The sequence below is a fragment of the Georgenia sp. 311 genome, assembly GCF_006151955.1.
Taxonomy (GTDB): Bacteria; Actinomycetota; Actinomycetes; order Actinomycetales; family Actinomycetaceae; genus Oceanitalea; species Oceanitalea wutianyii.
In genome coordinates this window covers 188,155-202,547 of record NZ_VDFS01000038.1, presented here as the reverse complement: position 1 = coordinate 202,547, position 14,393 = coordinate 188,155, and the positions used below count along the sequence as shown (strand labels likewise).

Here is a 14,393-nt window from a genome sequence, read left to right as displayed (position 1 = left end):
GGCGACGAGATCGGGGCGGGAGCCGTCTCCTCCCCGGGAAGGAGACGGGCGGGCCGGGTGGTCCCGGGGGTGGACCCGCTTCCGGTTGCGGGTGGGGCTGGTGAGGTCGACTCTTCCCGCACAGGCCGTCGGAGGGGGACGAGATGAGCGCGACACCGCAGACTGCTCAGGCGCAGCCGGAGCTCAAGCGGGCCATGGGCCCCAAGCTGCTCCTCCTCTTCATCGTCGGCGACATCCTCGGCACCGGCGTCTACGCCCTCACCGGCCAGGTGGCCGCCGAGGTCGGCGGCGCGGGGTGGGCACCGATCCTCCTCGCCTTCGCCGTCGCGACGGTGACCGCGTTCTCCTACCTCGAGCTCGTGACGAAGTACCCCCAGGCCGCCGGGGCGGCGCTCTACACGCACAAGGCCTTCGGCGTCCACGTCGTCACCTTCCTCGTGACGTTCGCGGTGCTCAGCTCGGGGCTCACCTCCGCCTCCACAGCGGCCAAGTTCCTCGGGGAGAACTTCATCGAGGGCTTCGGCCTGGAGTGGGGCCAGGGCGGCGTCACGCTCGTCGCGCTCGGCTTCATGCTCCTGCTCGCGCTCGTCAACCTCCGTGGCGTCTCCGAGTCGCTCGTCTTCAACGTCGTCCTCACCCTGGTCGAGCTCACCGGCCTGCTCATCGTCATCGCCGTCGGGTTCTGGGCCATGTCACAGGGCGACGTCGACTTCGGCCGGACGGTGGTCTTCGAGACGAGCGGGGACAAGAGCGTCTTCCTCGCCCTCACCTCCGCGACGGCGCTCGCCTTCTTCTCGATGGTCGGCTTCGAGGACTCGGTCAACATGGCCGAGGAGACGAAGGACCCCGTCCGCACGTTCCCGCGGGTCATGCTCACCGGGCTCAGCGTCACCGCGGTGGTCTACGTGCTCGTGTCGGTCACCGCCGTCGCCGTCGTCCCGGTCGGCGAGCTCGCGGCGAGCCAGACCCCGCTCCTCGAGGTGGTCCGGCGCGGCGCGCCCGACGCTCCCGTCGACACGATCTACCCGTTCCTGTCGATGTTCGCGGTGGCGAACACGGCCCTCATCAACATGATGATGGCGAGCCGCCTCGTCTACGGGATGGCCAAGCACGAGGTCGTGCCGCCGCTGCTCGGCAAGGTGCTGCCGGGACGCCGCTGCCCGTGGGTGGCGATCCTCTTCACCACCCTCCTCGCCTTCGGGCTCATCTGGGGGGTCACCCAGGTGGCCGGGGAGGAGACGGTCACCGCGCTCGGCGGCACCACCGCGCTGCTCCTCCTGGCCGTCTTCGCCGTCGTCAACGTCGCGACGATCGTGCTGCGCCGCCACCCGGTGGACCGGGAGCACTTCCGGGCCCCGGCGGTGCTGCCCTACGTCGGGGCGCTCACCTGCGCCTTCCTCGTCGGCCCGTGGGCCCAGGACCCCATCGAGTACCAGATCGCCGGCGGGCTCATCGCCATCGGGCTCGTCCTGTGGGTCCTCACCTGGGTGTTCTACCGCCGCGGCCGCGCACCGCTCGAGCCCGGCGAGGCGGACGCCCCCGTGCGGTAAGCGTCAGCCGGCCGTGGCCGGCTCGTCGGGCTCGACCGTCCGCTGGTCGGCGCCCACGCCCGGGCGGATCCGGAGGCTGGAGAGCAGCCCGAGGAGGAGGGCGGCGGCGCCCACGTACGCCGCGCGCGAGGCGCCGTCGGTCATCGCGTCGCGCGCTGCCTGCGCGACGTCCGCCGTCCGCGGGTCGGCCGCGAGCGCCGAGATCGTGCCACCCGAGCTGGCGATCACCGCGTCGACGAGCTGCCCGACGCTCGGGTCGGCGGCGACGGCGTCGGCGAGCCGGCTCTCCGTCCCCGTCCGGAACGTGGTGAAGAAGGCGGTGCCGAGCACGGCGATGCCGAGGGCCGAGCCGGTCTGCCGGGCGGTGCTCTGCGTCGCCGAGCCCTGCCCGCTGCGCTCGACGGGCACGTCGGCGAGCACGACGCTGGTGAGCTGGGCGGTCGCCAGGCCGACGCCGATCCCGTAGACGAACAGGACCGGGGAGGTGAGCCACGGGGTGCTGTCGGGGCGGATGAGCACGGCGAGGGTGAGGACGGCGAGGACCTCCAGGCTGAGTCCGATCCGCACGACGACGACCGGGGAGAGCATGCGCGAGAGCGCCGCCACGCCGCCGCTCGCGACGAACGAGCCGACGGCGAGGGGGACGAGGGCGAGGCCGGCCTCGAACGCGCGGAACCCGAGCACGTTCTGGAACCACAGCGGCAGGGTGAGGATGAGGCCGAACTCCCCGAAGCTCACGATGAGGGCGGTGACGTTGCCGTTGGCGAAGGAGGGGATGCGGAAGAGCGACAGGTCGAGGATGACGCCCCTGCCGGCCCGGTCCCGGGCCCGCTCCCACAGGACGAAACCGACCAGCGCGACGACCGCGATCCCGAACGCGAACGGGACGGGCGACATCCCGCCGATGTCGAAGGAGGCACGCTCCTCGGCCCGCCACCACCCGTAGCTCCGCCCCTCGATGAGGCCGAAGACGAGCGCGCCGAAGCCGACGATGGACAGCAGCGCGCCGATCACGTCGGTCCCCGGCACCCGCCGGGTCTCCCGCGACTCGGCGACGAACAGGAGCAGACCGGCGAGGATGAACAGGCCGATGGGGACGTTGATGCCGAAGGCCCACCGCCAGCTCGCGTACTCGATGAGCCAGCCCCCGGCGAGCGGGCCGAAGGCGGCCATGCCGCCGATCGTCGAGCCCCACACGGCGAAGGCGATGGCCCGCTCCCGGCCGTGGAAGTTCGCGTTGAGGAGGGCCAGTGTGGTCGGCAGGATCATCGACCCGCCGAGGCCCTGGAAGGCGCGGCCGATGATGAGGTGCGCGCCGCTGGAGGCGACGACGCACAGCACGCTCGAGGCGATGAAGACCGCGACGCCGATGAACATGATGCGCCGCCGGCCGAAGCGGTCGGCGACGCGGCCCCAGGTGAGCAGCAGGGCGGCGAACAGCAGGGTGTAGATCTCCTGGACCCACTGGATCTCCGTGCTCGAGATGCCGAGGTCCGCGACGATCGAGGGGATCGCGACCGAGACGATCGTGGAGTCCATGATGATGAGCGCGACGCCGAAGCTGATCGCGAGCAGCCCCCACCATCGGAAGCGCACGAAACGGTCAGGCAGTGCCGGACCCTGCGTACCGGTGTTCGCCATCCGACTCCTCCGGGGTGTGCGCCCGCGGTCAATCTACGCCTGACCCGCACGGATCTCGTGTCGAGGGACGAGACGATCCGAGCCGGACATACCGGACGGTGAGACGGGCCGTCCCGACCGTTGTCCAGCCTCCTGCGACGTTCCTAGCGTCTGGTCCACGACGTCGTCAGGGCGTCACCGGCCGAGGGGGACGCGATGCTCACGACGACACCGCCCGTGACGGCGGGCCGGGCTGCGGCCCGTGTCGAGCTGCGTGGCGTGGGGCGGACCTTCGCCCCCCGCACCCCCGCCGGCCGGCCGCGGACCGTGCTCACCGGCGTCGACCTCACGGTCGAGCCCGGTGAGATCCTCGCGCTGCTCGGCGCCTCCGGCTGCGGGAAGTCGACCCTGCTGCGTCAGGTGTGCGGCCTGGACGTCCCGACGAGCGGGGAGCTGCACATCGACGGGGAGCCGGTGACCGGTGCCGACCCCCGCTGCGCCGTCGCCTTCCAGGAGCCGCGGCTGCTGCCGTGGCGCAGCCTGCGGCGCAACGTCGCCCTCGGCCTCCCGCCGGGTACGCCCCGCGCGACCGGGGCCGCCCGGGCGGAGGAGCTGCTCGCGCTCGTCGGCCTCGCCGACCGCGCAGAGGACCGCCCGCGGCAGGTGTCCGGCGGGATGGCCCAGCGGGCCTCGCTCGCCCGCGCGCTCGCCCGCGACCCCGGCGTGCTGCTGCTCGACGAGCCGTTCGGCGCGCTCGACGCCCTCACCCGGCTGCGGATGCAGGACCTGCTGCTCGACCTTCACGCCGCACAGCCCACGACCGTCCTCCTCGTCACCCACGACGTCGAGGAGGCCCTGTACCTCGCCGACCGCGTCGTCCTTCTCGGACCCGCCGTCCCCGGCGGCCCGAGCACCGTGCGCACCGTCGTCACCGTGCCGGGCGCCCGTCCCCGCGACCGGGGCAGCGCCCGGCTCACCCACCTGCGCGCCGAGCTGCTCGACGGCCTCGGCGTCCCCACCCACCACGCCTGAAGGGCCCACCCATGACCATCCGTACCGTGACCACCGCGGTTCTCCTCGTCGCCGCCGGCGGCCTCGTGCTCAGCGGCTGCGTGGCCGGCGAGGGCTCCGCCGTCGCCCGTGACGACGACGCCGGCGACACCTGGAGCGCCGACACCCTCACCGTCGACTTCGCCACCTACAACCCGCTGAGCCTGGTCGTCCGCGAGCAGGGCTGGCTGGAGGAGACCCTGGGACCGGACGTCACGGTCGAGTGGGTCCAGTCCGCCGGCTCGAACAAGGCCAACGAGCTGCTCCGCTCGGGGGCGGCCGACATCGCCTCGACCGCCGGCTCCGCCGCGCTCCTCGCGCGGGCCAACGGCTCGCCCATCCACACCATCGCGCTCTTCGACCAGCCGGAGTGGTCGGCCATCGTCGTGCCGGAGGGCTCGGACGTCACCTCCGTCACCGACCTCGCCGGCCGGTCGGTCGCCGCGACCCGCGGCACCGACCCGTACTTCTTCCTCCTGCAGAGCCTGGAGGAGCACGGCGTGGACCTCGCGGACGTCGAGGTGCAGAACCTCCAGCACGCCGACGGGCGGGTGGCGCTGGAGAACGGCGCCGTCGACGCGTGGGCGGGGCTGGACCCGATCATGGCGGACACCGAGCTCAACGCCGGCTCCCGGCTCGTCTACCGCAACGTCGACTTCAACACCTACGGCTTCCTCAACGCCCGCGCGGACTTCCTCGCGGAGTCCCCGGACCTCGCGCAGGTCGTCGTCGACGCCTACGAGCGGGCGCGCGGGTGGGTGGCGGACAACCCGGAGGAGACGGTCGCGATCCTCGCCGAGGTGGCCGGGATCGAGCCCGACGTCGCGGAGAAGGTCGTCCTCGAGCGGACCAACCTCGGGATCGACGCGGTGCCCGGGGAGGCGCAGCGGGCCGTCCTCGAGGTCGTCGGGCCGATCTTCGTCGAGACCGGCGACGTCCGCTCCCAGGAGCAGATCGACGAGGCACTCGACACCCTCATCGTGGACACCTACGCCCGCCGGGCCGACCCGGCCGGCGCGGGCGGCGCGGGCTGATGGCCGCGACCGTCGAGGGCGCTGCCCGCCCCGTCCTCGTCCCGGTGGGCGAGGAGCGAGCGGTGCCGGCCCCCGGCCCCACGCGCGTTCACCGGTGGCACCGGCTGGCGGCCGTCGTCGTCCCGCTCGCGCTGCTCGGGCTGTGGCACCTCCTCACCGCCGTCACCGGCACCTTCGCGCCCTACCAGCTGCCCTCACCGGCGGCGGTGTGGGCCGCCGGCACCGAGCTCGCCGCCGACGGCACCCTGTGGACGCACGTGGCCATCTCCACCCAGCGCGTGCTGCTCGGCTTCGCGGTCGGCGCGGCGGCGGGCCTGGCGGTGGGAGCGCTCGTCGGCCTGTCGCGGTGGGCCGACACCCTGCTCGCCGGGACGGTCGGGGCGCTGCGCGCAGTCCCGTCCCTCGCCTGGGTGCCGCTGCTCATCCTGTGGATCGGCATCAACGAGGACTCCAAGGTCACGCTCATCGCCATCGGCGCCTTCTTCCCCGTCTACACGACGGTGGCGTCCGCGCTGCGGCACGTCGACCCGCACCTCGTCGAGGTCGGCCGGGCCTACGGGTACCGGGGGGTCGGGCTGCTCGCGCGCGTCCAGCTCCCGGCCGTCACCCCGGCCGTCGCCGCCGGGCTGCGCCTCGCCCTCGCGCAGAGCTGGCTGTTCCTCGTCGCGGCCGAGCTCATCGCCTCGTCGATGGGACTGGGCTTCCTCCTCACCGACTCCCAGAACAACGGCCGGGTCGACCGGATCCTCCTCGCCATCCTCGCCCTCGCCGTCCTCGGCAAGGCGACCGACGGGCTGCTCGGGGTGGCCGAGCGACGGCTCGCCAAACGCTGGTGACGTGTCGGCCGGCGCCACTAGCGTGACGGCATGGTGATGACCCTGGGCATGGTGACCTTCGACACGACCGACGCGAACCGTCTCGCCGAATGGTGGGCGGAGCAGACGGGCGGTGAGGTGGTCGAGCGCAACGATGGCTGGTTCGCCATGGTGGCCGTCCCGTCGCTGCCGGTGCGGCTGGCGTTCCAGAAGGTCGCCGACCCCACGCCGGGCAAGAACCGGGTGCACCTCGACCTCTCGTGCCAGGACCTGGACGCCGAGGTCGACCGCCTGCTCGACGCCGGCGCCACGCTCGTCGAGCGCCGCGGGGACGAGAGCTTCCGGTGGGTCACCCTCGCCGACCCGCACGGCAACGTCTTCTGCGTGGCCGAGGAGTCCGGGCACTCCTGAGCTGGGGCTCCCGCGCCCGGACGGGTGGGCGCGGGGGGACCTCGGACCCCGCGAGCGTCACGGGGGCTCGTCGGGTGCCCGCACGACACCGAGGAGTGAGGTCATGGCGGCGGTGAGGGCGCCGTCGCCGCGGACCTCGGCCCGGTCCCGCGCGTCGGCCGGGCCGAGCCTGCGCGCCGCCAGCCGCCAGAAGGTGTCGGGGTCGAGGACGACCTCGGCGTCCGGAAGACCCTGAACCGGTCCGGAGGTCCACCGGCCCTCCTTCCGGACGGCGTCCCAGGTGCCGCCGGCGGGCCCGGTGATGCTGAGGCGGGCACGGGTGCCGACCGGTCGCTCGACCTGCCGCAGGCTGAACGGGAGGGCACGCGCGAAGGTGTCGACGACGGGCGCCAGGAGGTGTGGCCGGTCGCCGCCAGGGCGCCTGACGGCGTCGCGGACCTGCTGCTCGTGGACCCACAGCTCGGTGAGCTCCCGGGCCAGGTCGAGCCAGCGCGGGCAGGCTCCGGCGCTCGCCCAGGAGACGTCGGCGTCGGCGCGGGCGTGGAGGTCCTGACCGGCCCACAGCGCGTCGAGCTGGGGCCCGAGATGGACGAGGAGGTCGATGAGCAGGCGAGGGCTCACCTGCCGCGCGACGGCGACGAACGCCTCGTTGGCGGCGTCGAGCCGCTCGGGCAGCGAGCCTCCCGGCGGCAGCGCCACCCGGTGGCCGTCACGCGTGGCGGCCAGCCGGCGGACGTGGTCGTGGAGCACGTGCGCGACGACGTCCTGGACGCTCCAGCCCGGCAGCGCCGGCGCGGCCCACTCCTCGGCGGTGAGACCCTCGAGCAGGTCGAGGAAGGACGCGCGCTGCTCCGGGAAGAGGGGCCGCACGTCGAGCGGCACGCCGAACGCGTCGCCCCAGTGACCGCTGCCCGAGCCCTCCACGTCGTCACCCTCCCTCGGGGCATCATCGCTCGCGTGACGCGGCCGGTCGAGGGTTTACCGGTCCGGTCGGCCGGCGAGCCGGACGGCGCCTCCCGAACCGAGACGGCGTGTGAGCCAGGCCACAGCGATGTCGGTGGTCGCCGATAGCGTCAGAGCAACGACGCGGGAGGTGAGCGCAGTGGCAGGACCGGTCGAGCTGGAGGCCCAGGGTCTCGCCGCCGCGCCCCGCGGGCCGCGCCGTGCGACCCACCCCGGCCAGGGGAGCCGGCGGGTCCACCGGTCCCCTGGGGCGGCACCCCTCGTGACCGGACCGTCCACCCCGCCTGGCCCGGACGACCCGCTCGCGGCGCTCGCCGAGGTGGCTGCCACCCTGTCCACCCTCGCGGGGACCGAGTGGCACGGGCTGCCCGGCCAGGCCGTCCACGACGCGCTCGACCTCCTCGAGCAGTCCGCGCGGCGTCTGGAGGCGGCCCGCTCAGCCGTCCTCACCGCCGCGGAGGCGAACGGGCTGTGGGCCCTGCACGGCTCGCGGACGTTCGCCGCCTGGCTGCGTGCTCGCACGGGCTCGACGGCCGCGGCGGCCGCACGCCAGGTCCGCGAGGCGCGGGCGCTGCGTGACCACCTGCCGGTGACGCGGGCGGCGCTGGGTGCGGGACGACTCGGTGCCCAGCACACCACCGTTCTCGTGCGGGAGACCACCCGCACGGCCCGGCTCCGGTCCCAGCTGGCCGACCCCGAGGTCGGGGAGCGGTTCCTCGTCGAGCAGGCGCAGGAGATGGACGCCGGGACGTTCACCTCGCTCGTCCAGGCCTGGGCGGTCGCGGCCGACCCGGAGGGCGCGGACCGCGCGTGGCGCGAGGCCGACGGCAAGGAGGAGCTCACCCTCTCCCCCACCACCGGCGGGTGGCAGGTGCGCGGCTGGCTCGACGACGTCTCCGGCCAGGTCGTCTCCACCGCGCTCGGCGCCCACGCCGGACGCAAGGGCGCCGAGGACGAGCGCACCCCCGCCCAGCGGCGCGCCGCTGCCCTCGTCTCGCTGGCCCACCAGTCGCTCGACGCCGGCGCGCAGCGGACGGCCGCCCGCATCCGCCCGCACCTCACCGTCACCGTGTCCCTCGAGCTGCTCCGGGCGCTGGCCGCGGCCACCGGGTCCGCAGTCCCCGCGCACGGTCCCGGTCTGTCGGCAGGCCCGCTCGGGCTGCCCGCCCAGCTCGCGCTGAGCGCGCCGGGCGGTCCGCAGGACCCCGCCCGTCCCCAGGCGCCCGGGTCGGTCGCGGCCGGTGGGCCGGTGGAGGTCGGTCCCGAGGCGAGCTCGTGGGTGGAGCGCTGGCGGACGGGGGACGACCACGTCATCTCCACCGCCCTGGACCCCGCCTCGCTGCGCGGGCTCGCTCCCGCCACCCTCGAGGACGGCACCCCCGTCGCACCGGCGCTGCTGGCCCGCCTGGCGTGCGAGTCACAGCTCTCGCGGGTGGTGTTCGGGCCGGACTCCACGGTGCTGGACGCGGGGCGCGACAAGCGCATCTTCCCCGCCAACCAGGTACGGGCGATCATCGCCCGCGACAGGCACTGCCAGTGGCCCGGCTGCGACGAGCCGCCCGGTTTCGGCGAGGTCCACCACTCGCTGTGGTGGGCGCTGCACCGGGGCCGCACCGACGTCGAGCACGGGGTGCTCCTGTGCTGGCACCACCACGACTGGGTCCACGCCCGCCAGGTCACCATCACCCGGTCCTCCGGCCGGTGGTGGTTCCACGACCGCAACGGCCGGCAAGTCACCGCTCCCGGACCTGGCCCCTGACCGGAGAGGGGACAGGTGCGCCCTCGAGGAGGCTGACGTCGTTGGGCACCAGCCGCATGACGTCGCGGATCGCGAGCATCGCCGGGACCGACCCGCCGGGCGAGCTGATCCAGAAGCTGATGTCCTCCCTGCCGTCCTCCGCGGAGAGCAGCAGGAGCTGGGAGCACAGACGGTTGCCTGCCTCCTGGTCGAGCTCGGTGCCGAGCACGATGATGCGCTGGGCCATGAGCCGGTGGGCGATCTCCTGGTCGCACGGGACCAGGCCCGTGGTCTGGGTGCTCATGACGGCATCCCATCGTGGCTGCCCGCGCCCGCGGCACTCACGCTGCCCCGAGCGGATCCGCCCCCGGCGGACACGCCGAGGGCGGGCAGCTACCGTGGTCCCACGGCGAGGCGCCCGCACCACCCCCGGGAGGCCGACATGCGGTATCTCATGCTCATCTGCCACGACGCCGAGGTCCACCCCGGCCAGGAGGAGCTCGCCGCCGATCCGGACCACCAGCGGTGGCTCGCCGACGTCACCGGGCGCGGCGCGTTCCTCGGCGGCGACCGGCTGCGCCCGGCGGAGACCGCGACGAGCGTCCGCGTGCGTGACGGACGCACGCTCGTCACCGACGGCCCGTTCGCCGAGACGAAGGAGTTCGTCGGCGGCTACGTCCTCCTCGAGTGCGCCGACCTCGACGAGGCGCTCGAGATCGCCGCCGCCCACCCGTTCGCCCGCCGCGGCACCGTCGAGGTCCGGCCGGTGTGGGAGCCATGACCTCCGACGGGCACGACGCCGTCTCGGACGCGGTCACCGAGGCGTTCCACGCCGAGTGGTCGCAGGTGGTCGCGACGCTCATCCTCCGCACGGGCGACTGGGACCTCGCGGAGGACGCAGCCCAGGAAGCGTTCACCATCGCCGTGGACCGGTGGCGACGTGAGGGTGTGCCGCGAAACCCCGGCGCATGGCTGACGACGACGGCGTACCACCGGGCGGTGGACCGGCTGCGGCGCGAGGCGGTCGGCGCCGCGAAGCACGCGGAGGTGGGCCGGCTCGCCGGGCAGCGCGCGCCGACGGTCGAGGGCCCGGAGGACGACCGGCTGCGGCTGGTCTTCACCTGCTGCCACCCGGCGCTCGCCCTCGACGCACGGGTCGCTCTCACCCTGCGCGCCGTGGCAGGGCTGACGACGGCGGAGGTGGCCCGCGCCTTCCTCGTCCCCGAGGCGACGATGTCCCAGCGCCTCGTCCGCGCCAAGCGGAAGATCCGCCAGGCGGGCATCCCCTACCGTGTCCCTCCCCCCGAGCGGCTGGCGGAGCGGACCGCCGGGGTCCTCGCCGTCGTCTACCTCCTCTTCACCGAGGGGCACGCCGCGAGCTCGGGCACGAGCCTCCTCCGCAAGGACCTCACGGCCGAGGCCGTGCGCCTGGGTCGGCTCCTCCTCGGGTTGCTCCCGACCGACCCCGAGGTCCGCGGCCTGCTCGCACTCATGCTCCTCCACGAGTCGCGCCGGCCGGCGCGCACCGACGCCGCCGGCGCGCTGGTCCCGCTCGAGCGCCAGGACCGTACCCGCTGGGACAGGGACCTCGTCGTCGAGGGCACGGCGCTCCTCGAGGAGGCGCTGGCGGCCGGGCGGCCCGGGACGTACCAGGTGCAGGCGGCGATCGCGGCCTGCCACGCCTCGGCCCCCGACGCGGAGAGCACCGACTGGCCGCAGGTCGCCGCGCTGTACGGGATGCTCGCCGACCTGTCCCCCTCACCGGTCGTCGAGCTCAACCGCGCCGTCGCCGTCGCCATGGCGCAGGGGCCTTCCGCCGGTCTGCGGATCGTCGAGGAGCTCGGAACCTCCGGCGCGCTCGACGGCTACCACCTGCTTCCCGCGACGCGTGCCGACCTGCTGCGCCGGCTCGGGCGCGACCCGGAGGCGCGGGCCGCCTACCGCAAGGCGCTCGAGCTGGCCCGCACGGACGCCGAGCGCGGGTACCTCGCCTCCCGGCTCGCCGAGGTGGGCGGGCCGGGTCAGAACACGTAGCGAGTCTGTCCGAACGGGTTCTTGGCGAAGGCGAACGCGCGGTCCGGCGTCACCGTGAAGACCAGCGCCTCACCGCCGTCGGCATGCCGGAAGGCCCCGTCCCTCACGTCGAACTGCCACTGGCCGTCCCACTTCTCGCCCCACGCCCCGGCGAGTCGGCGCAACACCTGCTGCTCCGTCGTGCGGACCGCCCGCCCCTCGAGCACGACGTCCAGCCCGCGGTCCCACTCCGTCGAGCCGGTGAGGAGCGCGACGTGCGGGTCGTGCCTGAGGTTGAGGGTCTTCTGCTCGGCAGGGCCCGAGCAGAAGTGCACCGCGTCGTCGAGCGCGACGGCCACGAGCGGGGTGACGTGCGGCCGTCCGTCCCGCCGCACCGTCGTGAGCCAGCACAGCTGGGCCGTCGCGAGGGCGTCGACGGCCGTCGACCACGGTGTCGGCACGGCATCGGGGTCGCTGAAGCGTGGGTCGAGGGAGGTGTCCGGCGTGCGCATGGTGCTCCTCGAGGTGCAGGGCCGACACCGGGGCAGACCGGCGGGACGGCTCGAAGTCATCTGCCCGGCGATGTCGGTCCCGGCAGGTGCCGTTCGTCGGTCGGGTGAGAGCTCCGGACAGCGGAGCCCGTATCGGGAGGGGAACCACGATGCTGCTCACCGACAAGACGGCCGTCGTCTACGGCGGAGCGGGTGCGATCGGCTCCGCCGTAGCGCGCACCTTCGCCGCCGAGGGTGCCGTCGTGCACCTCGCCGGGCGCACCCTGGCCACCCTGGAGGAGGTCGCGGGGGAGATCCGCGCCGCCGGCGGGCAGGCGCACGCAGCCGTCGTCGACGCACTGGACGGCGGCTCGGTGGCACGGCACGCGGCCGCCGTCATCGCGGAGTCGGGAGGCATCGACGTCAGTCTCAACGCCGTCGGGGTCGACCACGTCCAGGGCGTGCCCCTCACCGAGCTGCGTCTCGCCGACTTCGAGCTGCCGGTCCGCACGTACACGCGCACGAACTTCCTCACCGCGACGACGGTGGCGCGTCACATGGGACGGCGCGGCAGCGGGGTCGTCCTCCTGCTGTCGACGACCGCCGCGCGCGTCGCGATGGCGACCGACGGCTTCGGCCCGGCGAACGCGGCGGTCGAGGCGCTCGCCGTCCAGCTCGCGGGGGAGGTCGGGCCGCGGGGCGTCCGTGTCGTCGCACTGCGCCCCGACGGGATCCCGGAGACAGCACGTCACGGCTCCCACGTCGCCAGGGTGTGGGCACGGATGGCCGAACGCGCGGGGATGACCCTCGCCGAGCTGCTCGAGTCACCCGGCGCCCCGAACGGCCTGCTGCCCGGGCCGGTGCGCATCCAGGACGTCGCGGACGCCGCGGCGTTCCTCGCCTCCGACAGGGCCGGCGGCCTCACCGCGACGACCCTCAACCTCAGCGGCGGCGCGGTGCTCGGATGACTCGGGCCGACCGCCCGCGCAGCAGCTGGAGCCCTCGGGCGAGCCCGCCGGCCGCCAGCCCCCACAGCGCACCGACGGCGACCATCACCAGCAGCAGGAACGGCAGGGCGATGAGTCCGGCCGCCCCGGCGGAGGAGAGCGCCGCGACGGCCGCGACGAGGAACGTGTAGCAGCCGGCGAACACCCCGGTGAGGACGAGGGTGGCGACGGGGCGCTCCTCGCGGCCACGGCCGCCCACGACGTAGACCCACAGGGCGGTGACGACGACGGCGAGCACGAGACGTGCCGTGCCGTCGGTGCGGTCACCGGCGTCCCCGAGCGTGCGGGGCAGGGCGAGGGTGAGGGGGAGCAGCGCGAGGACGAGGGCGAGCCCGACGCGTCGGGCGGGCCATTGACGGAGGACGGTTCGGTCGGTGGATGCCATGCCGACAACGCTAGGAACGCCGGTCCGGCCGGGCGTCGGGCGGGAGGCGGCAGCGAGGTCGCCTGCGACGGACGACGCCGGTCTCCTCCCGGGGACGCCGGCCGTCCTCCCCGGTCAGCGGACGACGGCGTACCGGGCGCAGACGAAGGCGCCGTTGCGCGCCGTCTCGAGCAGCTCGAGGTCGAGGCGGCGCGGCAGCAGCGGCGCCCCGGACCCGAGGGTCACCGGCGCGTACTGCACCCACACCTCGTCGACCAGCCCGCGGTCGGTGAACTGCCCGACGAGCTCCCCTCCCCCGACGATCCACACGTCGCGCCCCGCCGCGGCCGCGACCATCTGTGCGTGGACCTCGGCGACGTCGCCGCTGGTGAACCGCACGTCCCCGGGGGGCGGCGGGAAGTCGCGGTGGGTGAAGACCCAGGCCGGCATGTCGTAGGCCCACCCGTCGTCGTGGTCGAGGACCCACTGGTAGGTGGTGGCGCCCATGGCGATCGCGCCGACGCGCGCCTCGAAGGCGCGGTAACCCATCGGGCCGTCGGGATCGTTCTCCTGGGACAGCAGCCAGTCGAGGGAGTGGTCCTCCGTCGCGATGAAGCCGTCGAGACTGCTCGCGGTGAAGTAGTGGGTGCGGGTCATGTCGGTCCTGTCGTCGAAGCCTGGGCGCGTCCGGTGCCGGGGGCGGGCCCTGCACCACGACGAACGCCGTCCGTCACCCGTGAGGAGTGAGGCGCCGCGGAGGAACGCCAAGGACCTGTTCGGGGCACCCGGACGGCCGGATACTGGTTCTGACCGGCAGGGGAGGGCACGATGGCCGTCGCTGCGGCAGGACACCTGCGGATCGGCGAGAGGGCCGACGTCGAGAGCGCCGCCTCCGCGCTGGCCGCCGGCGCCTTCGTCGTCCACGCGTTCGCGAACCTCTACGCGCTGACGACCCGGGCCGACGAGCCGACCGTCCGTGCGGCGAACCGGCTCAAGGGCCGTCCGCCGGGACAGGTGGGGAGCGTGACGACGACACCGGCGCGACTCACCGGTCTGCTCGACCTCACCCGGCTGACCGACGGACTCCGGCCTGACGACGTCCTCGGCGCCGTCGAGGAGCTGCTCTGCCTGGGCCCTCTGGGGTTCCGGGCTCCCGCCGCGGAACACGTGCCGGACCACCTCACCGTGCGTGACGCCACCGGCCGCTGGGTCCAGGTCATCGTGCCCGGCTACCGGTGCCCGTCGAACGGGTTCCTCGCGCGAGGTCTGCGGCTGTGCGGCAGCGACCACCTGCACATCACGTCCGCGAACCGCTCGCACCACGTGACCGGGACGAC

The 14,393-nt window shown here is 74.4% G+C and carries 16 protein-coding genes; 10 read left to right on the top strand and 6 right to left on the bottom strand.

What is annotated here, in order from left to right:
• Nucleotides 1–143 precede the first annotated feature (143 nt).
• A complete protein-coding gene (locus FHE66_RS07855; RefSeq protein WP_255303650.1) occupies nucleotides 144–1,550 on the top strand; it encodes an APC family permease in 1,407 nt (468 codons plus the stop codon).
• 3 nt (nucleotides 1,551–1,553) lie between these two features.
• On the opposite strand, the gene FHE66_RS07850 is transcribed toward FHE66_RS07855, so the two are convergent.
• The gene (locus FHE66_RS07850; RefSeq protein WP_139072391.1) at nucleotides 1,554–3,191 is read right to left on the bottom strand and encodes a DHA2 family efflux MFS transporter permease subunit; all 1,638 of its coding nucleotides are present in this window, start codon (nucleotides 3,189–3,191) and stop codon (nucleotides 1,554–1,556) included.
• Nucleotides 3,192–3,386: 195 nt separating this feature from the next.
• Here FHE66_RS07850 and FHE66_RS07845 point away from each other — a divergent pair, with 195 nt between their 5' ends.
• From FHE66_RS07845 to FHE66_RS07830, 4 genes are read left to right on the top strand one after another with little or no spacing between them, the layout of a single operon-like run.
• Nucleotides 3,387–4,202 (top strand): ABC transporter ATP-binding protein, encoded by an 816-nt coding sequence (locus FHE66_RS07845; RefSeq protein ID WP_176554698.1) that lies wholly within the window; start codon nucleotides 3,387–3,389, stop codon nucleotides 4,200–4,202.
• A gap of 11 nt (nucleotides 4,203–4,213) precedes the next feature.
• Nucleotides 4,214–5,254, top strand: coding sequence for an aliphatic sulfonate ABC transporter substrate-binding protein (locus FHE66_RS07840; protein WP_139072390.1), 1,041 nt, complete (start codon nucleotides 4,214–4,216; stop codon nucleotides 5,252–5,254).
• Nucleotides 5,254–6,090 (top strand): ABC transporter permease, encoded by an 837-nt coding sequence (locus FHE66_RS07835; protein WP_139072389.1) that lies wholly within the window; start codon nucleotides 5,254–5,256, stop codon nucleotides 6,088–6,090. The genes FHE66_RS07840 and FHE66_RS07835 overlap by 1 nt, the downstream gene beginning before the upstream one ends.
• Before the next feature lie 30 nt (nucleotides 6,091–6,120).
• A complete protein-coding gene (locus FHE66_RS07830) occupies nucleotides 6,121–6,480 on the top strand; it encodes a VOC family protein (RefSeq protein ID WP_139072388.1) in 360 nt (119 codons plus the stop codon).
• Between the two features lie 57 nt (nucleotides 6,481–6,537).
• Here FHE66_RS07830 and FHE66_RS07825 read toward each other — a convergent pair whose 3' ends face one another.
• On the bottom strand, nucleotides 6,538–7,404 hold the full coding sequence (locus tag FHE66_RS07825) for a maleylpyruvate isomerase family mycothiol-dependent enzyme (RefSeq protein WP_139072387.1): 867 nt from the start codon (nucleotides 7,402–7,404) through the stop codon (nucleotides 6,538–6,540).
• Between the two features lie 301 nt (nucleotides 7,405–7,705).
• On the opposite strand from FHE66_RS07825, the gene FHE66_RS07820 reads away from it, so the two are divergent.
• Complete coding sequence (locus FHE66_RS07820; protein WP_176554697.1) at nucleotides 7,706–9,202, top strand: HNH endonuclease signature motif containing protein; 1,497 nt, start codon at nucleotides 7,706–7,708, stop codon at nucleotides 9,200–9,202.
• On the opposite strand, the gene FHE66_RS07815 is transcribed toward FHE66_RS07820, so the two are convergent.
• A complete protein-coding gene (locus FHE66_RS07815) occupies nucleotides 9,177–9,485 on the bottom strand; it encodes a ClpP family protease (RefSeq protein ID WP_139072385.1) in 309 nt (102 codons plus the stop codon). The genes FHE66_RS07820 and FHE66_RS07815 overlap by 26 nt on opposite strands.
• Nucleotides 9,486–9,623: 138 nt before the next feature.
• Between FHE66_RS07815 and FHE66_RS07810 the strand changes: the two genes are divergently transcribed.
• Together FHE66_RS07810 and FHE66_RS07805 are read left to right on the top strand one after the other, a co-directional pair.
• Nucleotides 9,624–9,962: a YciI family protein gene (locus FHE66_RS07810; protein ID WP_139072384.1), complete on the top strand. Its 339-nt coding sequence runs from the start codon at nucleotides 9,624–9,626 to the stop codon at nucleotides 9,960–9,962.
• Nucleotides 9,959–11,215 (top strand): RNA polymerase sigma factor, encoded by a 1,257-nt coding sequence (locus FHE66_RS07805; RefSeq protein ID WP_139072383.1) that lies wholly within the window; start codon nucleotides 9,959–9,961, stop codon nucleotides 11,213–11,215. Before FHE66_RS07810 ends, FHE66_RS07805 begins: the two co-directional genes overlap by 4 nt.
• On the opposite strand, the gene FHE66_RS07800 is transcribed toward FHE66_RS07805, so the two are convergent.
• Entirely contained in the window at nucleotides 11,203–11,706 is a 504-nt protein-coding gene (locus FHE66_RS07800) for a pyridoxamine 5'-phosphate oxidase family protein (RefSeq protein WP_139072382.1), read from the bottom strand. The two genes, FHE66_RS07805 and FHE66_RS07800, sit on opposite strands and share 13 nt — an antisense overlap.
• A gap of 149 nt (nucleotides 11,707–11,855) precedes the next feature.
• On the opposite strand from FHE66_RS07800, the gene FHE66_RS07795 reads away from it, so the two are divergent.
• Nucleotides 11,856–12,653 (top strand): SDR family NAD(P)-dependent oxidoreductase, encoded by a 798-nt coding sequence (locus FHE66_RS07795; RefSeq protein WP_139072381.1) that lies wholly within the window; start codon nucleotides 11,856–11,858, stop codon nucleotides 12,651–12,653.
• Here FHE66_RS07795 and FHE66_RS07790 read toward each other — a convergent pair.
• Together FHE66_RS07790 and FHE66_RS07785 are read right to left on the bottom strand one after the other, a co-directional pair.
• Entirely contained in the window at nucleotides 12,628–13,077 is a 450-nt protein-coding gene (locus FHE66_RS07790) for a hypothetical protein (protein WP_139072380.1), read from the bottom strand. The two genes, FHE66_RS07795 and FHE66_RS07790, sit on opposite strands and share 26 nt — an antisense overlap.
• A gap of 114 nt (nucleotides 13,078–13,191) precedes the next feature.
• The gene (locus tag FHE66_RS07785; protein WP_139072379.1) at nucleotides 13,192–13,713 is read right to left on the bottom strand and encodes a dihydrofolate reductase family protein; all 522 of its coding nucleotides are present in this window, start codon (nucleotides 13,711–13,713) and stop codon (nucleotides 13,192–13,194) included.
• Between the two features lie 171 nt (nucleotides 13,714–13,884).
• Here FHE66_RS07785 and FHE66_RS15465 point away from each other — a divergent pair.
• The coding region (locus FHE66_RS15465) for a hypothetical protein (protein ID WP_218013653.1) at nucleotides 13,885–14,393 on the top strand (509 nt) is incomplete at its 3' end.